The sequence below is a fragment of the Pseudomonas sp. SBB6 genome (genome assembly GCF_024213215.1).
Lineage (GTDB): Bacteria > Pseudomonadota > Gammaproteobacteria > Pseudomonadales > Pseudomonadaceae > Aquipseudomonas > Aquipseudomonas donghuensis.
Genome location: NZ_JANAVH010000002.1, coordinates 600,978 through 623,701 on the forward strand (window position 1 = coordinate 600,978; position 22,724 = coordinate 623,701).

Annotated in this window: 18 protein-coding genes; 5 read left to right on the forward strand and 13 right to left on the reverse strand. The window is 64.2% G+C overall.

Annotated elements, in window-relative coordinates:
* Window positions 1-34 precede the first annotated feature (34 nt).
* The 8 genes from NLX68_RS06005 to NLX68_RS06040 all read right to left on the reverse strand — a co-directional run bounded on the left by NLX68_RS06005 (window position 35) and on the right by NLX68_RS06040 (window position 10,240).
* Entirely contained in the window at window positions 35-2,413 is a 2,379-nt protein-coding gene (locus NLX68_RS06005; RefSeq protein WP_254283324.1) for an RND family transporter, read from the reverse strand.
* Window positions 2,414-2,433: 20 nt separating this feature from the next.
* Entirely contained in the window at window positions 2,434-3,489 is a 1,056-nt protein-coding gene (locus NLX68_RS06010; RefSeq protein WP_254283292.1) for a YCF48-related protein, read from the reverse strand.
* A gap of 246 nt (window positions 3,490-3,735) precedes the next feature.
* A complete protein-coding gene (gene pepN / locus NLX68_RS06015; protein WP_254283293.1) occupies window positions 3,736-6,393 on the reverse strand; it encodes an aminopeptidase N in 2,658 nt (885 codons plus the stop codon).
* A gap of 14 nt (window positions 6,394-6,407) precedes the next feature.
* On the reverse strand, window positions 6,408-7,238 hold the full coding sequence (locus tag NLX68_RS06020) for a DUF2797 domain-containing protein (RefSeq protein ID WP_254283294.1): 831 nt from the start codon (window positions 7,236-7,238) through the stop codon (window positions 6,408-6,410).
* Window positions 7,235-7,495: a YeaC family protein gene (locus tag NLX68_RS06025; protein ID WP_254283295.1), complete on the reverse strand. Its 261-nt coding sequence runs from the start codon at window positions 7,493-7,495 to the stop codon at window positions 7,235-7,237. The genes NLX68_RS06020 and NLX68_RS06025 overlap by 4 nt, the downstream gene beginning before the upstream one ends.
* A 14-nt stretch (window positions 7,496-7,509) precedes the next feature.
* Window positions 7,510-8,382, reverse strand: coding sequence for a rhomboid family intramembrane serine protease (locus NLX68_RS06030; protein WP_254283296.1), 873 nt, complete (start codon window positions 8,380-8,382; stop codon window positions 7,510-7,512).
* Window positions 8,379-9,350 (reverse strand): metallophosphoesterase, encoded by a 972-nt coding sequence (locus NLX68_RS06035; protein ID WP_254283297.1) that lies wholly within the window; start codon window positions 9,348-9,350, stop codon window positions 8,379-8,381. The genes NLX68_RS06030 and NLX68_RS06035 overlap by 4 nt, the downstream gene beginning before the upstream one ends.
* Window positions 9,350-10,240 carry an NAD(+) kinase gene (locus tag NLX68_RS06040; RefSeq protein ID WP_254283298.1) on the reverse strand — a complete coding sequence of 297 codons (891 nt, stop codon included), beginning with the start codon at window positions 10,238-10,240 and terminating at the stop codon, window positions 9,350-9,352. The genes NLX68_RS06035 and NLX68_RS06040 overlap by 1 nt, the downstream gene beginning before the upstream one ends.
* Before the next feature lie 133 nt (window positions 10,241-10,373).
* Between NLX68_RS06040 and NLX68_RS06045 the strand changes: the two genes are divergently transcribed.
* Window positions 10,374-11,318, forward strand: coding sequence for a DUF1853 family protein (locus NLX68_RS06045; protein WP_254283299.1), 945 nt, complete (start codon window positions 10,374-10,376; stop codon window positions 11,316-11,318).
* A gap of 75 nt (window positions 11,319-11,393) precedes the next feature.
* Here NLX68_RS06045 and NLX68_RS06050 read toward each other — a convergent pair whose 3' ends face one another.
* Window positions 11,394-12,680, reverse strand: coding sequence for an arsenic transporter (locus NLX68_RS06050; RefSeq protein ID WP_254283300.1), 1,287 nt, complete (start codon window positions 12,678-12,680; stop codon window positions 11,394-11,396).
* Between the two features lie 171 nt (window positions 12,681-12,851).
* On the opposite strand from NLX68_RS06050, the gene NLX68_RS06055 reads away from it, so the two are divergent.
* The gene (locus tag NLX68_RS06055; protein WP_254283301.1) at window positions 12,852-13,400 is read left to right on the forward strand and encodes a cytochrome b; all 549 of its coding nucleotides are present in this window, start codon (window positions 12,852-12,854) and stop codon (window positions 13,398-13,400) included.
* On the opposite strand, the gene NLX68_RS06060 is transcribed toward NLX68_RS06055, so the two are convergent.
* A complete protein-coding gene (locus NLX68_RS06060) occupies window positions 13,397-14,296 on the reverse strand; it encodes a 1-aminocyclopropane-1-carboxylate deaminase/D-cysteine desulfhydrase (RefSeq protein WP_254283302.1) in 900 nt (299 codons plus the stop codon). The genes NLX68_RS06055 and NLX68_RS06060 overlap by 4 nt on opposite strands.
* A gap of 78 nt (window positions 14,297-14,374) precedes the next feature.
* Window positions 14,375-16,411 (reverse strand): NADPH-dependent 2,4-dienoyl-CoA reductase, encoded by a 2,037-nt coding sequence (locus tag NLX68_RS06065; protein ID WP_254283303.1) that lies wholly within the window; start codon window positions 16,409-16,411, stop codon window positions 14,375-14,377.
* Window positions 16,412-16,604: 193 nt separating this feature from the next.
* Between NLX68_RS06065 and NLX68_RS06070 the strand changes: the two genes are divergently transcribed.
* Complete coding sequence (locus NLX68_RS06070) at window positions 16,605-17,726, forward strand: nitrilase-related carbon-nitrogen hydrolase (RefSeq protein WP_254283304.1); 1,122 nt, start codon at window positions 16,605-16,607, stop codon at window positions 17,724-17,726.
* A gap of 4 nt (window positions 17,727-17,730) precedes the next feature.
* Window positions 17,731-18,771: an AraC family transcriptional regulator gene (locus NLX68_RS06075; RefSeq protein WP_254283305.1), complete on the forward strand. Its 1,041-nt coding sequence runs from the start codon at window positions 17,731-17,733 to the stop codon at window positions 18,769-18,771.
* Between the two features lie 203 nt (window positions 18,772-18,974).
* Here NLX68_RS06075 and NLX68_RS06080 read toward each other — a convergent pair whose 3' ends face one another.
* The gene (locus NLX68_RS06080) at window positions 18,975-19,850 is read right to left on the reverse strand and encodes a DUF2242 domain-containing protein (protein ID WP_254283306.1); all 876 of its coding nucleotides are present in this window, start codon (window positions 19,848-19,850) and stop codon (window positions 18,975-18,977) included.
* Window positions 19,851-20,181: 331 nt separating this feature from the next.
* Between NLX68_RS06080 and NLX68_RS06085 the strand changes: the two genes are divergently transcribed.
* Entirely contained in the window at window positions 20,182-21,675 is a 1,494-nt protein-coding gene (locus NLX68_RS06085) for a methyl-accepting chemotaxis protein (RefSeq protein WP_254283325.1), read from the forward strand.
* Window positions 21,676-21,683: 8 nt separating this feature from the next.
* Here the strand turns inward: NLX68_RS06085 and NLX68_RS06090 are convergent, their stop codons facing one another.
* Window positions 21,684-22,433, reverse strand: coding sequence for an SDR family oxidoreductase (locus NLX68_RS06090; protein ID WP_254283307.1), 750 nt, complete (start codon window positions 22,431-22,433; stop codon window positions 21,684-21,686).
* Window positions 22,434-22,724: the final 291 nt, after the last annotated feature.

Here is a 22,724-nt window from a genome sequence, read left to right on the forward strand (position 1 = left end):
ATGGGCTACGAAGTAGCCCCGATTACAGCAGCGGTCAATGGGCAAAAATCGAACCACCCTCCTTGCCCACCATTTTCTCCGGTTTGATCAGGAACCGCGCCAGTGCCGGCAGCAGCCACAGCGCACCAAACATGTTCCACAGCAGCATGAAGGTCAGCATCAGGCCCATGTCGGCCTGGAACTTGATCGCCGAGAAGATCCAGGTGCACACGCCGATGGCCAGGCACAGACCGGTGAACAATACCGCCTTGCCGGTGGACTTGAGGGTCTGGTAGTAGGCTTCCTGCAGCGGCAACCCGGCGCGCAGGAAGCTCTCCAGGCGGCTGTAGATGTAGATGCCGTAGTCCACGCCAATGCCTACGCCCAGTGCCACCACCGGCAGGGTCGCGACCTTGACGCCGATGCCCATGTAGGCCATCAGCGCGTTGCCCAGCACCGAGGTCAGCACCAGCGGCAGGACGATGCACAGGGTCGCGGCGAAGGAGCGGAAGGTGATCATGCACATCACCGCCACGCAGATGTACACCAGGATCAGAATGGTCAGCTCGGCCGACTTGATCACTTCGTTGGTGGCCGCCTCGATACCGGCGTTACCGGCCGCCAGGAGGAATTCCAGGCCTTCCTTGTTATGGCTGTCGGCAAACGCCTGCACCGCCTTGACCGCACGGTCGAGGGTCTCGGCCTTGTGGTCGTTGAGGAAGATCAACACCGGCGCCAGCGAGCAGTCGGCGTTGTACAGGCCGTCGGCACGGGAGATCGAGCTGTTGAGCACGTCAGGGTTGCGCGACAGGCTTTCCCATTTCAGGTTGCCCTCGTTCATGCCCTTGATCACCTGCTTGGACACGGTCACCAGCGAGATCGCCGACTGCACCCCAGGGGTGTTCTCCATCTTCCACATCAGCTCGTCGATCGGCGCCATGGTTGCGTGTACCGAGCAGCCTTCGGTCGGGGTCTTGACCATCACCACCAGCACGTCGGAGCTGGTCGAGTAGTTGTTGATGATGAAGGCGTTGTCCTGGTTGTAGCGCGAGTCCGGACGCAGCTCCGGCGCACCCTGGTCGAGGTCGCCGATCTTCAGGTTCTGGCTGTACCAGAGGCCGCCACCGAAGGCCAGCAAGGCCAGGACGATGGACACCGGCGCGACCTTGGCGCTGGCGAAATTGGACAGCAGGCGCCAGAACGGATGCTCGCGGGTGGCGTCCTTCTTGCTGCGCTCGATGGCCTTCTTGCTGATGCCGACATAGGAGATCGCCACCGGTAGCAGGATCAGGTTGGTGAAGACAATCACGGCTACACCGATCGACGCACCGATGGCCAGCTCGCGGATCACGCCGATGTCGATGATCAACAGGGTGATGAAGCCCACGGCGTCGGCGAGAATGGCGATCATCCCCGGCAGGAACAGTTGGCGGAAGGTACGCCGCGCGGCGGTCAGGGCGTTGTCGGCATCGCTGGACTGCAAGGCGATGCCGTTGATCTTCTGCACCCCGTGGGAGATGCCGATGGCGAAGATCAAAAACGGCACCAGCATCGAGTACGGGTCAAGGCCGAAGCCCACCGCGTGCATCAGCCCCAGTTGCCAGACCACCGCCACCAGGGTGGTGATCAGCACGGCGATGGTGCTGCGGATGCACCAGGTGAACCAGTACAGCAGCACCCAGGTGATCAGCAGCGCGATCCCGAAGAACATCGCCACCATCATCAGGCCGTCGATCAGGTCGCCGACCTTCTTGGCGAAGCCGACGATGTGCACCTTCACATTGGGGTTCTGGGCCTGGAACTTGTCGCGGATCTTCTCTTCCAGCTGATGGGAGAACTGCTGATAGTCGAGCTTGATCAGCTTGCCCTGGTCCTGCGGGTCGGGGTAGGACTCCAGCAGCGGAATGTCGATGATGCTCGACTTGAAGTTGTTGGCCACCAGGCGCCCGACCTGCCCGGACTTGAGCACGTTGTTGCGCAGCTTGTCGAGGCTTTCCGGCGAGCCGTTGTAGGTCTGCGGGATGACTTCACCACCGGCGAAGCCCTCTTCGGTCACTTCGGTCCAGCGCACGCTGGGGCTCCACAACGACTTCAGCCCGGAACGGTCGACGCCGGGAATGTAGAACACCTCGTCATGCACCTGACGCAGGGTTTCCATGTACTCCTTGCTGAAGATATCGCCGTCGGTGGCCTCCACCGAGATGCGCACGGTGTTGCCGAGGTTGGCCAGGTCATTGCGGTGCTCGAGCATCTTCTCGATGAAGGGGTGCTCGAGCGGGATCATTTTTTCGAAACTGGTGGAAGGGCGAATCTGCGTGGCCTGCCAGAACAGGAACACGCTGACCAGCAAGCAGATGAGGATCACCACCGGGCGGTTGTTGAAGATCAGGCGTTCGAGCAAGGTCGTCTTGTCCTGATGATGTTGCTGGCTCATGTTGAACTGCTCCTGACCGGTCATGGCTGCACTCCTTCGGCGCCCTGGGCCGAAGCCAGGTGCACGCCACCCTGGCCTACCAGCACCAGGCGCCCTCCACTCAGCCCGCTGACGCCGGCCAGGGCGATGCGATCGGCCCGGTTGAACACGCTGAAGCTCTGGCCGTCGTCGCTGCTGCGCAACACACTGCCGCCATTGCCCACGAGTACCAGGCTGCCATCATCGAGAAGCGTAGCGCTTGCCAGGCCAAATTCGAGGTTGCCGCGCGCGGCTTTCAATTCGATCTGTTGCCAGCTATCGCCAAAATCCGTGGAACGGTAGAGGTTGCCGCGCAATCCGTAGGCCAGCAAGGTACGCGGCTGGGCGGTGCCGGTGACACCGAACAGCGAGCCTTCATAGGGGCCTTCGAGCTTTTCCCAGGTCTGACCGTCGTCGCTGGAGCGGAACATGCTGCCCTGCTCGCCAACGATGAACAGGCCGGCGTCTTTCACCGCGGCGATACCGTTGAGGTGGAACTGGTCTTCGTTGTTCAGCCGATCGCCGACCTCGTTCCAGGTCTTGCCGCCGTCGGTGGTTTCCAGCAATGCGCCGTAGGCACCCACGGCGAAGCCGTGCTGGGTGTCCTTGAACCAGACGTCGAGCAACGGCGCTTCGCGCGCCTGGTCTTCAAATTGTTTGCTCCAGGTGGCGCCACCGTCAGTGCTGGCGAGGATCTGCGCATCGTGGCCGACCGCCCAGCCGTGCTGGTCGTCGACAAAATAGACCGCCGTGAGCAGTTGCCGGGTCGGTACCTTGGCTTGGGTCCAGGTCTTGCCCTGGTCATCGGAAAACAGGATATGGCCGCGATCACCGACAGCGACCAGACGCGCGCCAGCCTTGGTGACGTCCAGCAGCAGGCTTTTTACCGCCTTGGACGATTCGGTGGAGTAGACATCGGTTGCAGCGGCTGCGGCCTCGACCGTGTTGGCCCAAAACCCGATTGCCACTACCAGCAAGCCGCTGGCGGCCAATGCCCAAGGGCGACTGCCGGCTTTACGCGCAGCACCGCCGAGACCCGCCATGACAGGCTCAGTCATAGATCTATCCCCCTTTATTGTTATTTGGGTCAATCTATATGCAGGTACTGCCAAAAACCGTGTTCCAGAGCCCCGCAATAGCTGAGAGCCATCCTATCGGGGTTTGCAAAGGACTGACAACGAACGGGACGTTATCTTTTGTTAAGCGGGGGGGATTTGCGGGGAAGCAATCGCTGGCAAGCCAGCTCCCACAGGGTCGGTGCATGCAGTTCCCTGTGGGAGCCGGCTTTGCCGGCGATAGGGCCATCAAGCCAGACTTTTGCTCACGACTTCATACACATCACTGGACAGCGAACCGCTGGCCAGAATGCGCTCCAACTCAGCCTTCATCAGCGCCTGACGCGCGCTGTCGTATTTGCGCCAGCGGGTCAGCGGCGCCAGTTGGCGCGACGCGATCTGCGGGTTGAGTGCGTTGAGCTCGATCACCAGGTCCGCCAGGAAGCGATAACCCGAGCCATCGCCAGCGTGGAAGTTGACCAGGTTCTGCCCGGCGAAGGCACCGACCAGGGCGCGGACCTTGTTCGGGTTCTTCATCGTGAACGCCGGGTGCTGCATCAGTGCCTTGACCCGTGCCAGGCCGCCCGGCAGGGTGCTGGCCGCCTGCACGCTGAACCACTGGTCCATGACCAGCGGGTTGTCCTTGAAGTGCTCGGCAAAGCTCTCCAGGGCCTTGGCCCGCTCGGCTTCGAACGGCGAATTGACCAGCACGGCCAGCGCGGTGAGACGCTCGGTCATGTTGTCACAGGCGTCGAACTGCTCCAGGGTCGCGGCCAGGACTTCAGGCTTGGCGCTGAGCATCAGGTACGACAGCACGATGTTCTGCAGGCTGCGCCGGGCAAAGTGCTCGGCCTCGGCGACGTACTCGGTGCCACGCGATACCCCGCGGTTGGCCTGGTAGCGCGCCTGCAGGGCCTCGAACAGCTGCTCGGCGATCTGTTGGCGGGCGAACTCGCGGGCGGCGTGGATGGCATCGACGTCGGCCACTTCGCTGATTTCGGTGAGGTAGGCCTCACTGGGCAGCGAAAGCATTTCGGCGACCATGGCCTGATCCAGTTGCTCGTTGGCCAGCACCGTGCCCAACGCGCTCACCAGGCGCTGGTCAAGCACCAGCTTGGCGCCCTGCTGGTGCTGGGCGATCAGCTCCTGCAGCACCTGCACCGACAGTTGCTGCCCCGCCTCCCAGCGGTTGAAGCCATCGCTGTCGTGCTGCATGAGGAACATCAGCTGGTCGCGGTCATAGGGGAAGCTCAGCTTGACCGGTGCGCTGAAACCACGCAGTAACGATGGCAGCGGCTTGGCGGCAACATCTTCGAAGGTGAAGGTCTGCTCGGCCTCGGTCACCGACAGCACCCGCGAAGTGCCGACCGCAGCCGCCTCGCCTTGCAGGCGCAGGGCGATATCATTGCCCTGGGCATCGAGCAGGCCCAGTTCCACCGGGATCACGAACGGCTTTTTCTCGACCTTGTCCGGGGTTGCCGGGCAGCTTTGACGGAAGGTCAGGCTGTAGGTTTGCGCAGCACTGTCGTAGGCCTCGCTGACCGCCAGGCGCGGCGTGCCGGCCTGGCTGTACCAGCGCTTGAACTGGCTCAGGTCGACGCCGTTGGCGTCTTCCATGGCCTTGATGAAGTCATCGCAGGTCACCGCCTGACCATCATGACGCTCGAAGTACAGGTCGCTGCCTTTGCGGAAACCCTCGGCACCAAGCAGGGTGCGGACCATGCGCACCACTTCCGAACCCTTCTCGTACACGGTCAGGGTGTAGAAGTTGGAGATCTCGATAAAGCTGTCAGGGCGCACGGCGTGGGCCATGGGCCCGGCATCTTCGGCGAACTGGTGGGTACGCAGGTAGGCGACATCCTCGATGCGCTTGACCGTGCGCGAGTTCATGTCGGCGCTGAATTCGGAATCACGGAACACCGTGAAGCCTTCCTTGAGCGACAACTGGAACCAGTCGCGGCAGGTCACGCGGTTGCCCGACCAGTTGTGGAAGTATTCGTGGGCGACCACCGCCTCGACCCGCTGGTGGGCGGCGTCGGTGGCGGTTTCGGCGCGGGCCAGCACGCAGCTGGAGTTGAAGATGTTCAGGCCCTTGTTTTCCATGGCGCCCATGTTGAAGTCGTTGACCGCAACGATCATGAAGATGTCCAGGTCGTACTCACGGCCGTAGACTTCTTCGTCCCAGCGCATGGACTTCTTCAGGCTGGTCATGGCGTGCTGGCACTTGTCGATGTTTTCCGGCTCGACATAGATGCGCAGGGTCACGTCACGGCCCGACTGGCGGGTAAACTTGTCTTCAACGCACCACAGGTCACCGGCGACCAGGGCGAACAGGTAGGCCGGTTTCATGAACGGGTCTTCCCAGGTCGCCCAGTGCCGGCCGTCGTCCTGCGGGCCGCTGCCGACCGGGTTGCCGTTGGACAGCAGCACCGGGTAGCGATGCTGCTCGGCGATCACCGTGGTGGTGAACGTGCTCATCACGTCCGGGCGGTCGAGGTAGTAGGTGATCTTGCGAAACCCTTCGGCCTCGCACTGGGTGCAGAACATGCTGCCGGACTTGTACAGGCCTTCGAGGGCAGTGTTGCTCTCGGGGTGGATCTTCACGCTGGTGTCGAGGGTGAAGGTCGCAGCCTTGGGCTGTACGGTCAGGTGGCTATCGTCAAGCTGGTAGTCGCCGGCAGCCAGGGCCTGGTCGTCCAGGGCCACGCTGAGCAGCTCCAACTGCTGGCCGTCGAGCACCAGCGGCGGCAGCCCGGCACCACGGGCCGGGTTGCGGCGCATGACCAGCTGCGCGTGGACCAGGCTGTGGTCCTCGAACAGTTCGAAGGTCAGGTGCGTCTCGTCAATCAGGTACTCGGGGGCCTGATAGTCCTTGAGGTAGATCACTTGCGGCTGTTCGGTACGCATGTGGCGGTCCTTTTTTACTGATGCACGGCGAGCTGGTACGCCGTGTATTTGCGAATATTGATCACGCCGGTGTCGAAGATCAGGTACTGGCCCTTGATGCCCAGCAGCGTACCTTCAGCCACGGGATTCTTGTCCAGGTTGAAGCTGACGATCTTGCTCGGGTAGGCCTCGACCGGGTAGCGGATTTCCAGGACCTCGGCGTCAGTCAGCGGCTGGATCGCCTGCAGGCCGAATCGCACCTGCAGGGCGCTGAAGCCCTCGGCGCAGCTGTCGAACAACTGCTGACGCACGGCCAGCAGGTCGACCGCCTCGGCATCGCCCTTGAGCAAGGCGCGCCAGTTGGTACGGTCGGCGACCTGGCTGCGGAACAGGTCTTCGACCAGCCCCGATTGCTGGCGGGTGGCAACCCGCACGATCGGCAGCGCCTGGCTGGCGCCCTGGTCAAGCCAGCGCGTCGGTAGCTGGCTGGCGCGGGTGATGCCGACCTTGATGCCCGAGGAGTTGGCCAGGTACACCACATGATCGGTCATGCAGAACTGCTCGCCCCACGCGGGTTCGCGGCAGGTGCCCTGATCGTAGTGGCATTTTTCCGGGGCCATGATGCACACGTCGCACTGCGCAAGCTTGGTCATGCACGGGTAGCAGTAACCCTGGCTGAAGCTGGTCTTGGTCTTGCGCCCGCAGTGGCTGCAATGGATGGCACCGAGGTATTCCAGGCGCACGGTCTTGCCGATCAAGGGGTTGACCGGCACTTCCTGCTCGCCCAGGCGAAAAGCGTACTGCACCACCGACGCGTCGAGGCGCGCCGACATTTTGCTGATGGAGCCGCGGCCGAGTTCGATCAATGGATCGCATCCGACTTGAACAGGATGTTCGCCACCGGTGCCGATTTGGAGCTGCATTCCTGCGGCCCCATGTAACCGGTGCGCTCTTCCTCGGGCAGGTTCTGCAGTTCCCAGGCGATCACCGCCTGCAGCGACAGCTCTTTCTGCTCGGTGGTGAGCTTGCGCCCGTCTGCCCATTTGCCCAGTTCCACGGCCAGTTTCAGGCTCTGGTAGATTTCCGGGGTGATGTTTTCAATCATTTGCGCAAAAGTGGACATAACGTCTCCCAAAATCAAGCGGTCAGTTTACGCCGGGCCAGCGCCCCGCCCAAGAGCCCGCTGAGGCAACCGACCAACAGCCCGCCGACATGAGCGGCGTTGGCGATCTGGCCGAAGCCGAGCAGGCTGATCAAACCGGACAGGCACAGCAGCAGCCAGACCAGCATCATTACCAGCACGCCGCGCGGCATGCGATACACAGGGTTGGGCGCCAGCCATTGGTACAGCCAGACATGCCCGAGCAAACCGTAGAGCACCCCCGACAGGCCGCCGAACAGGCTCGGGCCGCCAAACAGGTACTGGGCGGCGTTGGACACCAGGCTGAACAGCAGGGTCATGCCGAGCAGGTTCCACGGGCCCTGGCGCAGTTCGATGCGCCGGCCCAGCTCCCAGTACCAGAGGCCGTTCATGGCCAGGTGGAGGATGCCGAAATGCACCAGCATCGGTGTGAACAGGCGCCACCACTGGCCATCGGCAAGGCTTGCGGCCAGCGGGGTGAAGTACAGGTAATCGCCCTGTACGCGAAAATCGAGGAAAGTCAGCCAGCTCAAGGTGGCGAAGTTGTCGCCAAGCCCGGTGAGGCCGGCGACGATCAGGCACAGCAGCAGGATCGCCGCCGTGGCCTTGCTGGCGCGCAACTGCTCGCCAAAGCTTGGCTGTGCCGGTGGCGCCAGGGCGGTGTCGGCCGGCAATTCAAACTCCGCATTGCCCTCTGGGAAGCGCTGATACAGCTCGCGCACGTCTTCGGCGAAGTTCTCGGCCACCCACAACACCAGGTCGCCGCCCTCCTCGCTGACCCGGTGCGGCACCTGCAGGCGCCGTAACAGGCCGACAAAACCGCTGAGATCGGTACTCAGCGGCATGCGTAATACCTCCACTACAATCATTGGCTGGCCTCCGGCCGGTCGACATCGACCCAGACGAACTTGCGTGGGTCGATGCGGGTTTCAGCATCCAGACGGTAAGCGACCAGTTTGCCGTACAGCACCGCACTGTAGTCCAGGCAGGCCAGGTTGGCGCGGATCGGCGCCGGTTTGCCGCTGCGCCAGTAATGGCCGACAAACAGCATCGGTTCGTCCTCGCTGTAGCGCAGCAAGGCGTTCTTCTGGCTGTGGCTGAGCGGCGCGTTGGCCACCTGTTCGGGCAGCGCATCGGGCTGGAAGACGATATCGCCGTAGGTTTGCGGGTCTTCTTCCCAGAACTTGGTGCGGAAAAACGCGCGGGTCAGGCCGTCGCCCCCGGTCAGGGTCAAACCGTCCGGCAGGCGCATGTCGGTACCGCGCAACAGGCGGTTGCAGACCGTGGCGGCAAAGCTCTCCGGCACCGCCGAAGCCTGGATGAAATGCTCGTCGATGCGCCCGTCCGGGTATTGCTGGCGCAGCGGCTCGATCAGGCGCGCGTCCCAGCAGGCATGCACCAGGCGAAAACGCCCGGCATCGATGAACAGCGGCAGCTCGTAGAACCACTCGAGGAAGTCCTGCCAGTCGCCCGGATGCTGTTCGAACTGGGTCAGGGTCTCGTAGATCAGCCGCCCATGGCGCGGGGTGTGCTCGCGCACGTAATGCTTGCCGCTCTCGGGCAACGCCGGGGTGTTCCAGCCCAGGGCGTTGTACTCGTGGTTGCCCATGATGCAGTAGGCCTGGCCGGCTTCGACCATGTCATGGACGATGTGCAGCGCTTCGCGAATCCGCGGGCCACGGTCGATGATATCGCCGAGGAACAGCGCCTGGCGCGACGGATGACGCCAGACGCCGCCCTGGCGCGTGTAGCCGAGGGCATCGAGCAGGCGTTCGAGGGTGTGCGCACAACCGTGCACGTCACCGATCAGGTCGAAACTGCGAGCGGGATCGAGCATCACTCGCCTCCACCACCCAGGCGGCTGCCCCAGCCGAGCTTGGTCCGGCATACCTCATAGTAATTGTGATCCAGCGGGTGGATCAGGCGCAGCTTCTGCGGCTTCTTGTTCACCGTGATGGTGTCGCCCGGTGCACAGGTGAAATGGTTCTGGCCGTCGCAGGAAATCTGCGGGTAGATCTGCAGGTCCTTGGACACCACGATCTTCAGCTCGCTATTGCCGTCGACCACGATCGGCCGCCCGGACAAGGTGTGCGGGTACATCGGCACGATGACGATGGCGTCAAGCTTGGGGTGCATGATCGGCCCGCCCGCCGACAACGCGTAGGCGGTGGAACCGGTCGGGGTGGCGACGATCAGGCCGTCGGCCTTCTGGCTGCAGACGAACTGGCCGTCGATGTAGATCTCGAATTCGATCATCCGCGTCGACTTGCCCGGGTGCAGCACCACATCGTTGAGGGCGTCGCCCTGGCCGATGGCTTCGGCGTGGCGGCGGACCTCGGCCTGCAGCAGGAAACGGTTTTCCACCAGGTAATGGCCGTCGAGTACCTCGGCGACTTTCACTTCCAGCTCATCGGGGCGGATATCGGTCAAGAAGCCCAGGCTGCCACGGTTGATACCCAGCACCGGAATGTTGTGCCGGGCCAGGGCGCGGGCGGCGCCGAGCAGGCTGCCGTCGCCACCGACGACGATCACCAGGTCGCAGACTTCGCCCAACAGTTTGCGCGTTGAGATCTGCAGGCCGTGGCCGGGCAGGACTTCGGCGATGGTGTCCTCAAGGATGACGTGCAGATGCCGCTCCAGCAGGAATTTTTTCAGTCGGCGAATGGTATCGAGCACCTGGGAGCTGCCGAGGCGGCCGATGATACCGATATTGCGAAATTGCTCCATGGGGCTCCAGGGCTCTACGGCGGGTAAATAGGCGATGCTCGCCAAAGAGTTCGATTATGGGCGAAAGCGCCGTGCAGCGGCAAACGCCAGAGAAATTCGCCAGGCGCGCAGGCTTAGCGGCTATGCTCGCTGAATGAACCCGTTTCCCAGCCTGATCGACCTGCCCCGCCAGTTGCGCCAGCCTCAGGTGCGCGACCTGGCCTGGGTCATTCTCGCGCCGCCGATGCTGCGCGACACGCCGTGGCCGCAGCGCCATCCACTGGCCGCCAGCCGTTGGGTGGCCGAGCCTGAACGGCTGCAGCAGTGGCTGCTCGAACAGGACCGTGACAGCCACGCCCTGCTGTACTGGCTGACCCAGGCCAGCACCCGGCGCCTGGGGCTGTACTACGAACGGCTATGGCAGTTTGTCCTCCAGCATGCCCCGGGCGTGACCCTGCTGGCCGCCAACCTGCCGATCCGCAACGGCGGGCATACCCTCGGCGAGCTGGACCTGCTGCTGCGCGACAGTGACGGCGTGCACCACCTGGAACTGGCAATCAAGCTGTACCTGGGCCCGCAGCACGGCACCGACGACAACCCGGCGCAGTGGCTGGGGCCGGGTTGTCACGACCGCCTGGACCGCAAGCTTGCGCACCTGGCCGAGCATCAATTGCCGATATCGGCCCGTAGCGAAAGCCGCGAAGCGCTGGCGGCGCTGGAGATCGAGCAGTTCAGTGCGCAGTTGTGGCTGGGCGGCTACCTGCTGTACCCCTGGCCGGGACAGGCGCAAGCGCCGCGCGGGGCCAATCCACAGCACTTGCGTGGGCGATGGTTGCACCAGCGTGACTGGGCAGCGTTCCGTGCCCAGAGTGCGCCTGGTCGCTGGCAGCCATTGCCACGCCATGCCTGGCTGGCGCCGGCCTGTTACCCGACGCAGGACTGCTGGTCGGCACAGCGCTTCGAGACCTGGTTGCAGGCACTGGACCCGCTGGCGCCAGCGCAGTTGCTGGTGCGGCTGGTCGCGGGTGAGCGTGGCGAGTGGGAGGAGGCGGAGCGGTTGTTTCTGGTCTCGGACTTATGGCCGAACCTGCCAGGGTGACGGGTTTTGCAAGCCCGCTCCCACATGCACACAGATCCACTGTGGGAGCGGGCTTGACCCGCGATCAGGCCACCTCTAAACCACAGTCAAGCGCAGTGCCAGCGCCACCAGGGTCAGCAACAACACCGGCACCGTCAGCACGATCCCGACCTTGAAGTAATACCCCCAGCCAATCTTCACCCCCTTGCGCTCCAGCACATGCAGCCACAGCAGGGTCGCCAGGCTGCCGATCGGGGTAATCTTCGGCCCCAGGTCGCTGCCGATCACGTTGGCATAGATCATCGCCTCCTTGACCACACCCGTGGCAGAACTGGCGTCGATCGACAAGGCGCCGATCAGCACCGTCGGCAGGTTGTTCATGATCGACGACAGCACCGCGGTCAGCAGCCCGGTGCCCAGCGCCGCCCCCCACACCCCGCCCACGGCAAAACCGTCGAGCCAGCCGGCCAGGTAATCGGTCAGCCCGGCATTGCGCAGGCCGTAGACCACCAGGTACATGCCTAAGGAGAACACCACGATGTGCCAGGGCGCTTCCTTGAGCACCTTGCGCGTGGAGATTTTGTGCCCGCGTGCCGCCACCAGCAGCAACACCAGTGCGCACACTGCAGAAATCGCGCTGATCGGAATGCCCAGCGGCTCCAGGGCAAAGCAACCCAGCAGCAGGATCACCAGCACCAGCCAGCCGGCGACAAAGGTCGCCGGGTCCTGCACCACGCTGCGCGGGGCATCCAGTTGCAGCGGGTCATAGTTGCGCGGAATGTCGCGGCGAAAGTACCACAGCAGCACTGCCAGGGTGGCCGCCACGGCGACCAGGTTGACCGGCACCATCACCGCCGCGTAACGGTTGAAGCCAATACCGAAGAAGTCGGCAGAGACGATGTTGACCAGGTTCGACACAACCAGCGGCAAGCTGGCGGTATCAGCGATAAAGCCTGCGGCCATGACGAACGCCAGAGTCGCCGCCGGGCTGAAGCGCAGGGCCAGGAGCATGGCCACCACGATCGGGGTAAGGATCAGCGCCGCACCATCATTGGCGAACAGCGCCGACACCAGTGCCCCCAGCAGCACGATAAAACAGAACAAGCGCCGGCCACTGCCGCGTCCCCAACGCGCCACATGCAACGCCGCCCAGGCGAAGAAGCCGGCGGCATCGAGCAGCAGGCTGATGATGATCAGGGCGATGAAGGTGCCAGTGGCGTTCCAGATGATGTGCCAGACCACCGGGATATCGCTCCACTGCACCACCCCGCAAAGCAACGCCAGCAGCGCCCCGCCCGTGGCGCTCCAGCCCACGCCCAGGCCACGGGGCTGCCAGATCACCAGGGTAATGGTCAGCAGGAAAATCAAAGATGCCATCAGCATGAAGTACAAACCTTGCAAAATAGTGGGGCACAAGCGCCGGATTCTAGCGACAGATCAAGCCGGCCGTGATGAATTTCTGCTGCAATGCCCGGGTAACCGGCTGACAAGCGGTTACAGTTAGCTGACTGCGCCAGAAGAGCGCGGACTTCGACCTGATGATGAGGAACACCCATGACTCTGAGCCCAAACCAGGCCCGCTACAGTGGCCTGTCGATTGCCCTGCACTGGCTGATGCTGGTGCTGCTGGCGGCGGTCTACGCCTTTATCGAACTGCGCGGCATGTTTCCCAAGGACAGCGCCGAACGCGCATTGATGAAAGACCTGCACTTCATGCTGGGCCTGAGCGTGTTCGTGCTGGTCTGGTTACGCCTGGCCCTGCGCCTGGGTCGCCCGACCCCAGCGATCATTCCGGCGCCACCGGCCTGGCAGACAGGCCTGGCGCACCTGATGCACCTGGCCCTGTACCTGCTGATGATCGGCCTGCCGCTGGCCGGCTGGCTGCTGCTCAGCGCCGCCAACAAGCCGATCCCGTTCTACGGTTTCGAGCTGCCGGCGCTGATCGCCCCGGACCCGGACCAGGCCAAATTCATCAAGGGCTGGCACGAGCGTATCGGCACCTGGGGCTACTGGCTGATCGGCCTGCATGCGGTCGCCGGCCTGTTCCATCACTACGTGCAGCGCGATAACACCCTGCTGCGCATGTTGCCGCGCAACAACTAGGCAAAACCGCGGCGGCCCTGCAGGCCGCCACTGTGCAGGAAGATCAGCCGGGTGCCGGGGGCAAAGGCCCCGGCTTCGACCTCCCGGCGTAGCGCCAGCAAGGCTTTGGCGGTGTACAGCGGCTCCAGCGGCATCGCCGACTGCGCCTCGCACTCGGCCATGAACGCCAACAATTCGTCATCGACCTTGGCAAAGCCGCCACGGCAGGCCTCATGCAAGCGGTAACCAGCCTTGCCCACCAACGTTTGCACCGCCTCGGGCACGCCATGGTCCAGCGGCACGGCCAATGCGCCATGGACCTCGTGCCTGCCTGCTTCCGCCAGCACCAACCCGGCCAGGGTGGTACCGGTACCTGCCGCCAGCCACCAGCCGTGATAATCCGCCCAGCCCAGCGCCGCCAATTGCCCGTGCGCCTGCTCGACGATCAAGGCGCAGCCCTTGGCGCCCAGGGCCCCGCCGCCGCCTTCGGCGACACAATGCCAGCCGGGGTAGAGCGCCTGCCAGGGTTGCCAGAAACCCGGCTGATGACGCTCGCGATAGCCGCCATACCCCAGCCAATGCAGCTGCATGCCAAAGGCCTGCAGGTCGCGCACCGTCGGTGTGTCTTGCGCGTGCCCGCGCAGTAGGCCTGCGGTGGCAAAGCCGAAACGCTTGCCGGCGGCTGCCAGGGCATGCAAGTGATTGGAATGGGCGCCGCCAAGGCTGATCACCCCAGGCGCCCCCTGGGCCTGGGCGATTCGCAGGTGTTCGAGCAGCTTGAACCACTTGTTGCCGCTGATCAGCGGGTCGATCAGGTCCAGGCGCAACACCGCCAGCTCCACGCCATGCGGGCGCAGCCAGCTCAGGGGCAAGGCTTGCAGGGGCGCAAGGGGAAGGTCGTCGAATCTGCCGATCATGGGAGGGGCACAACAGGGCTGCCAGGGCAGCGCAGTGTAACAGCGCGACGGGCCCGGCAGCCCGCCGCGCTGCGCCAATCAGAGCTCGGCGGCCAGGCGCGAACCCTGGTTGATGGCGCGCTTGGCATCCAGCTCGACGGCGACATCGGCACCGCCGATCAGGTGCACCGACTGGCCGGCGGCGACCAGGCCGTCCTGCAGTTCGCGCAGCGGATCCTGGCCGGCACAGATGACGATGTTATCCACTGGCAGCACCTGCGGCTCGCCCTCGGCGATGCGGATGTGCAGGCCGGCGTCGTCGATGTTCAGGTACTCGACACTGTTGAGCATCTGCACCTGCTTGTTCTTCAGGCCGGTGCGGTGAATCCAGCCGGTGGTCTTGCCCAGGCCATCGCCGACCTTGGTTTTCTTGCGCTGCAGCAGGAACACCTGACGCGCCGGCGCATGCGGCTCGGCCTTGATGCCGGCCACACCACCGCGGGCTTCAAGCTGGGTATCGATGCCCCACTCCTTCCAGAACGCCTCACGGTCCTGGCTGGTGGCCACGCCCTGGTGCACCAGGTACTCGGAGACGTCAAAGCCGATACCGCCAGCGCCGATCACCGCGACCTTCTGCCCTACCGGCTTGCGCTGCAGCAGCACGTCCAGGTAGCTCAGCACCTTGGCGTGCTCGATGCCGGGGATGGCCGGCAACCGCGGAGCAATACCGGTGGCGAGGATGATCTCGTCAAAGCCGCCCGCCGCCAGCTGCTCGGTATCGACACGGGTGTTCAGGCACAGCTCGACGCCGGTGGTCTGCAGCTTGCGCTTGAAGTAGCGCAGGGTCTCGTAGAACTCCTCTTTGCCCGGCACGCGCTTGGCCACGTTGAACTGGCCGCCGATTTCGCTGGCCGAATCGAACAGGGTCACCTCATGGCCACGCTCGGCCGCCACGGTGGCAGCAGCCAGGCCGGCGGGGCCGGCGCCAACCACGGCGATGCGCTTGACCTGGGCCACCGGCAGGTAGTTGAGCTCGGTTTCATGGCAGGCGCGCGGGTTGACCAGGCAGCTGGTCAGCTTGCCGCCGAAGGTGTGGTCCAGGCAGGCCTGGTTACAGCCGATGCAGGTGTTGATCTCGTCGCCACGCCCGGCGGCGGCCTTGTTGACGAACTCCGGGTCAGCCAGGAACGGTCGCGCCATCGAGACCATGTCGGCATCGCCTTCGGCAAGGATCTGCTCGGCGACTTCCGGGGTGTTGATGCGATTGGTGGTGATCAGCGGGATCTGCACCGCACCGCGCAGCTTGGCGGTGACCTTGCTGAACGCCGCGCGCGGCACTTTGGTGGCGATGGTCGGGATCCGCGCCTCGTGCCAGCCGATTCCGGTGTTGATAAGGGTCGCGCCGGCCTGTTCCACGGCCTTGGCCAGCTGCACGATCTCTTCCCAGCTGCTGCCGCCCTCGACCAGGTCGAGCATCGACAGGCGGAAGATGATGATGAAGTTCGGCCCTACCGCTTCACGCACCCGGCGGACGATCTCCACCGCCAGGCGCATACGGTTCTCGTAGCTGCCACCCCAGCGGTCGGTACGCTGGTTGGTGTGGGCGGCGAGGAACTGGTTGATGAAGTAGCCTTCCGACCCCATGATCTCGACGCCGTCGTACTCGGCGCTTTGCGCCAGCAGCGAGCAGGTGACGAAGTCCTGGATCTGCTTCTCGATGCCCTCTTCATCCAGCTCGCGCGGCTTGAACGGGTTGATCGGCGCCTGAATGGCGCTTGGCGCTACCGATTTCGGGCTGTAGGCATAGCGACCGGCGTGAAGGATCTGCATGCAGATCTTGCCACCGGCCTCATGCACCGCTTGGGTGACGATGCGGTGTTTATCGGCTTCTTCCGGGGTGCTCAGCTTGGCGGCGCCGGAGTACACCCCGCCCTCCACGTTCGGGCCGATGCCGCCGGTCACCATCAGGCCGACGCCGCCACGGGCGCGCTCGGCAAAGTAGGCCGCCATGCGTTCGAAACCGCCGGGCTTTTCTTCAAGGCCCGTGTGCATCGAGCCCATCAGCGTGCGGTTACGCAAGGTGGTAAAGCCCAGGTCCAGCGGGGCGAGCAAATGCGGGTATTGAGCGGCGGCCATAGTGAACTCCACAACAAGCGTAATCACGGAATGCGGGCGCCTCGCCAAGTCTGGCGGGGCCCGTCAGTTATCTGAGGCCGACATTAAAGAGCCAGCGGGCGCGGCTCAATGACCGAAAGTGACAAGTTATTGATCCTACTGCGCGCGGGGTCTACCCTAGGGGCCGAATCCCTTGTCGACGCTGTCCCGTTTCATGCGAAAACTTCTGTTGTGCGCCCTGGCGCTGGTTGTCATTGCCGCCCTGAGTGGCTACGGGTTCTGGACCGAACAGCGCCCGGCCGGCCACTACCTGTCGGACCTGCGCATCGAGCTGGCCCTGAGCGAGGGCGTGCCGGCCGATCACGGCAATTTGCTGGGGGTCGAGCCGCAACTGTTCCCTGGCGACTACCAAAGCTTGCAACGCCTGCACCGCAAGCTGGCCGCCTACCTTGAACACGCCCGCGCCCAAGGCCTGATCAACGCCAAGACCATTGTCATCCTGCCCGAACACATCGGCACCTGGCTGTGGGCCCGTGGCGAGAAGAGCGAGCTGTATCAGGTCGCCCAGCGCCGCGAAGCCCTGCAGTGGCTGGAGCTGAGCAACCCGCTGCGCTACGGCCTGGCCATGCTCGGCGCCGAAGGCGACGACCGCCGTGCCGATGCGCACCTGCGAATGAAAGCCGGGCAGATGGCCGAGGATTACCAGCAGTTGTTCGGGGGCCTGGCCAAGGAGTTCGGCGTGACCCTGGTGGCGGGCTCTATCGTCTTGCCTGAACCTTATGTCGAGCGCGGCACCCTGCGGATCGGCTCCGGTGCCCTGTACAACGCCAGCCTGGTCTTCGCCAGCGACGGCTCGGTGCTTGGCCAGCCGCAGCGCCAACAGCACCCCGACAGCGAAGTGCGGCGCTTTATCAGCAGCGGCACCGATCAACCGCCACAGGTGCTGCAAACCCCCGCCGGGCGCCTTGGCGTGCTGATCGGCAGCGACAGCTGGTACCCCAGCAACCAGCAGCAACTGGTCAACCAGTTTGCCCAGATCGTCGCCAACCCGGTGTTCCTCAGCGGCCACAACAGCTGGAGCGCGCCATGGCGCGGCAACCGCCACCAACCCCTGGCCTCGTCGCTGACGCTCAAGCCGGGCGAGGTGAGCGAACGCGACGCCTGGCAGCGCCTGACCCTGGAGGCCAACACTGCCAAGGTCAGCAGCATGAGTGTGTTCCTGCGCGGGCGCTTCTGGGACCAGGCCGCCGATGGCCAGGGCTTTGCCCAGCTCAACGGGGTGAACCTGGGCGGCACTGCCAGCCCCGGTGCGCGCCTGCTGAACGTCTGGTTGTAAACGCATGAATCGCCCACGTGTGCGCTTGGGCGACCTGTCGGTCGGTTTCATCCAGCCGCTGAGTGAAACCCTGCAGCAACGCGGGATCGATCCCACTCCCCTGCTCGCCCGCTACGGCCTGAACCCGGCGCGCCTGGCCGAACCGGGGGCGCGCCTGTCGATCCCGCGCTACATGCACCTGGGCCATGCCGCCATCGAGCTGACCGGCGATCCGGCCCTGGGCCTGCACATGGGCCATATCAGCCGCCTCGGCCAGGCAGGCCTGGCCGGCGTCACGGCGGCACAAGCGCCGACCGTGGGCGAAGCCGCGCGCACCCTGCTGCGCTTCGAGCCGCTGTATGCGGCCAATTACCGCGGGCATTCAAGCTTTCACGAAGACAGCGGCGGCGCCTGGCTGCGCTTCTACTCGATCAGCCCGTACAACGCCTACAACCGCTTCGTGGTGGACTCACTGCTGGCCGGCTGGCTGGCGCAGTTGTCGAGCCTGGCGGGGGTGACCCTGTTGGCAGAACGGGTCGAGATCGAATTCGACGCGCCTGCCTACGCCGCCCACTACCAGGCCTTGAGCAGCAACCCGGTGCAGTTCGGCACAGGCACCAATCAGCTGCGCCTGAGCCGCGCCAACCTGGCCCTGCGCAACCCCGCGCACTGCCCGAGCACCTGGCAGCACCTGCTGCAACTGTGTGAGGCCGAGCTTGAACAGCGCACGCGGATACGCAGCCTGGGCGAGCGCATCGCCCACCTGCTGGGGCCGTTGCTGAACGGCGGACGGGAACCGGATCTGGAGGAAGTGGCCAGGCATCTGCAACTGCCGACCTGGACCCTGCGGCGCAAGCTGGCCGAGGAAGGCACGCAGTTTCGCGCGATCCTCAACGATACCCGGCGCGACCTGGCCATGACCTACATTCGCGACACGGCGCTGGCCTTCGGCGAGATTGCCTACTTGCTCGGGTTTGCCTCGGCAGAGGCCTTTCAACGCGCGTTCAAGCGCTGGAACGGCATCACCCCGGGCGAGTTTCGCCGCAGCCAGCGGCGTACCGGCTGACTACAGCTCGGTGGCGTCTTCGGCGGGCTCGACCGGGTCGAGCTCAATGGCGCGGTATTCGAGTAGTTCTTCTTGATAGTCGTCCATCATCTGCTCCGTCGTTTCTCATTCATGTCATTGATTCGTCAACGAGCCTAAAGTGCCGTGATGAAAGAAAAATGACAATGACGCTTGTCAAAACAACGTAGCAGACACTGGCGAAGTTACAGCGGCGCCTGCTCGGCGCTGCTGGCCGGCGCTGCCGGGGCGACGGTCGGGGCCGGTTCGGCAGCCGGCGTGCTGCTGTCCTGGACACTGATCGGCGCAGCTTCTGCCGGCGGCGGTACCGGCTGCGAGCCATTGCTGTCATCGACCACGGGTGCGGCAGGCACCTCGGCAGCTGGCGCCGCAGCAGGCTCGGTGACCGGTACTGCTGCAGCCGGCGCTGGCGTCGCAGGTGCTGGCGCAGGTGTCGGGGCCAGGGCGGCCGCTGGCGCTAGCGGCGCAGTCTCGGGCACGCCCAGTTCCACTGCCGGCTTATCCGCAGGCTTGGGACCGGCCTTTTTCTTGTTTTCCTTGGGCAGGAAGCTTTCGACCAGGGCGAAGTAACGCTCGTAGAACTTGGCCGAGGTCACGGTTTCGCTGGCGACCTTGACCATCGAGTCGTCACTGGAGCCGATCGGCATCGACACCGAACCCAGCACACCCACGCCAAGGCTGGCCGACGTGTTGGATTTTTTCAGCGCGTAGCGGTCCTGCAGGGCGTTGGCGAACATGGTCGAGCGCTGCTCGTCGCCGCTGTCACGGGCGCAGACCACGTTGAAGCTGATCTGCAGGTGCGAATCGCCGGTCTGCTGGAAACTCTTGTTGCCATTGACCTGGCCTGCGTCGCTGCTGGTGATGATGTAGCCCTGGCTGAGCAAGGCACGGCGGGCAGCCTCGCAGGTACCGGCTTCACTGACCGGAAAGCTGCGCGAAAAGGTACCCGAGTCGTCGAAATTCTCGTGTTCGTAAATGGCAGCTTTCTTCGAAGAACAGCCGGAAACACCCGCCAGCACAAGGGCCAGCCCGAGCGCACCGCAGACGGTTGACTTTGACATTGCAAATCCTGAGGAAAACGGTCGGTGCCTATTGTGCAACACATCGGCGGCATGCTGAAACCGTAGGCTGCCAATCACCGCAGAAAATTCATCCAAGGGGCCAGCGATTCCCCCTGATGGCGAGGGTTGACCATTGGTCGATAAGCCCACAATTACTTCACTCAAACCCTACTGCCGGATCGGATCCATCTGACTTTTGCCCTGCACACTCTGCGACTACGCTGGCAACTAGCCATTATTCACGCCATACCGGTCGACAGGAGTTACCTCGGTGAAAAACCTATCCGTGAAAATCAAGCTGCTGCTCGGCTTTACGCCCATCCTGGTATTGATGGCGCTGCTGGCCATTACCGCCATCAGTAGCCTGAATACCCTGACCCAACGGGCCGACCGCCTGGTGTCGGTCAATTACATCCTCGACAACCTCAATGAAATGCGTGCCGCCCAGCTGAGCTTCGAGCAACGCCGCGAAGGCACCTTCGCCAGCCAGCTGACCAAGGCCCATCAGCGGGCCACAGAGTTGGTGGAGGAAAACCTCGCCGCCCTGCCCGATGCCGACTCGCAGCGCCTGCTCAAGGCCACTGGGGATGATCTCAAGCTGTACCTGGAACAATTCGAGCAACTCAAGGCGGCGACCGGCGGCACCCTGCTGCAGACCAAGCTTCACGATCAACTGCTGGAAAACGTCCACCAGGGCCTGGAGGCGATCAACCAGTTGATCACCCTGCAAAACCAGAAGAGCACCGAAGAATCCAGCAACAGCCGCAGCCTGATGCTCGCCTTGCTGTTCGCCGCCCTGGTGCTGGGTGTGCTGATCAGTGCGCTGATCATCCGCCAGGTCACCCAGCCACTGCGCCAGGCGCTGGAGATTGCCCGGCGCATTGGCGAAGGCGACCTGACCAACACCGCCAGCGAACCGCGCCGCGACGAGTTCGGCCAGCTGTTGCAGGCGCTGGCGCAAAGCGGCGATAACCTGCGGGAGATGCTCGGCCAGGCCGGGCATGTCACCCGTCAGCTGTCGAGCGCCGCCGAAGCGCTGTCGACCATCACCGAGCAGACCAGCGCCGGCATCACCAGCCAGAAGGTCGAGACTGACCAGGTAGCCACGGCGATGAGCGAAATGGTCGCCACCGTCCAGGAGGTCGCGCGCAATGCCGAAGAAGCCAGCGAAGCCACGCGCCAGGCCGACAGCCAGGCCAAACAGGGCAACCGCGTGGTGCAGCAGGCCCTGAACCAGATCGGCCAGCTGGCGGACGATATCGGCAGTTCGGCCAGCGCGGTCAGCCAGCTGTCGGAAGAAAGCGAACGCATCGGTACGGTGATGACGGTGATCAACGCCATCGCCGAGCAGACCAACCTGCTGGCGCTCAATGCCGCCATCGAAGCGGCGCGCGCTGGCGAGGCCGGCCGCGGTTTTGCCGTGGTGGCCGACGAGGTTCGCGGGCTGGCCCAGCGTACCCAGCAGTCGACAGCGCAGATCGAGACGCTGATCGTCTCCTTGCAACAGGGCGCGCAGAAGGCCGCCGAAATGATGCACGCCAACCAGCAGCAGGTCGGCGGCACGGTGGCACTGGCCAATCAGGCCGGTATCGAACTGCAAGCCATCACCCAGACCGTGACCAGCATCCAGACCATGAACCTGCAGATCGCCACCGCCGCCGAACAGCAGAGCGCCGTGGCCGAATCGATCAACCGTAGCGTGCTCAGCGTTCGTGATGTCGCCGAACAGTCGTCCACCGCTTCGCAGCAGACTGCGGCCTCGTCAGTGGAACTGGCGCGCCTGGGCTGCGAACTGCAACAGCTGGTGGCGCGCTTCAGGGTTTAGCCGTTGACTCAGCCGAACAGGCCGCCGTCGTCGCTGTCGATGACGATCGACGACAGGCTCACATGCCGCGGCCGGGTCACGGCAAACAGCACCGCCTCGACCACATCCCGGTTGGTGCCGCGCTCACCCTTCTGGCGCTCGCTGACGGCCTCCCAGGCAGGTTCGGTCGGGGAGATATCGTCCAGGTACGGCGGGTGCACGCACAACGAACGGATCGGCGTACCCGCCAGTTGTTGACGCAAGCCTTCGGCCAGCGCCCGCTGGGCGTGCTTGGCTGCGTAGAACGGCACTGAGACGCTGTGCAAGGCGGCATTGGGCAATGCGCTGATCGAACCTATGGTGACGATGTCCGGGCGCCGGGAGCGGCGTAGCGACGCCAGCAGGCCCTGGGTGAAGAGGAAGGTGCCGGTGACCGCGGCGCTGATCACGCCCTGCACGTCTTCGGGCGAGTAGCCCTGCTCGTTCGCTTCCAGCCACATGGCGCCGTTGTTGATCAGCACGTCGAGGGTGGGAAAGCGCTGACTGATGGTTTGCGTGGCACGGGTAACGCTGGCGCTGTCGGCCAGGTCGACCTGGACAGTGGTCGGCAGTTGGCCTGTGCGGGCTTCGATAGTGGCGGCGACGTGTGCCAGCGCCGCTTCATTGCGCCCGCACAGCACCACCTTGCAACCGGCGTCGGCCAGCGAGATGGCCAGGGCGGCGCCCAGGCCGCGTCCGGCGCCGGTGATCACCGCGATCGAGTCTTGAAGATTGTTCATCCTGAACCTCAGTGGAAGACTGGAGGCGCTAGCATAACGGTTGTGAGGACTGGATGTAGACCAAGTAGGCCTCATCGCTGGCAAGGCCAGCTCCCACAAGTTTTGTGTACACCGCGCTCCTGTGGGAGCCGGCCTTGCCGGCGATGGCCGCACCACGGTGCCGAAATTCAGGCACAAAAAAAGCGACCCGCAGGTCGCTTTCTTTGTTACTTCGATATGGCGCAGCGGACGGGACTCGAACCCGCGACCCCCGGCGTGACAGGCCGGTATTCTAACCGACTGAACTACCGC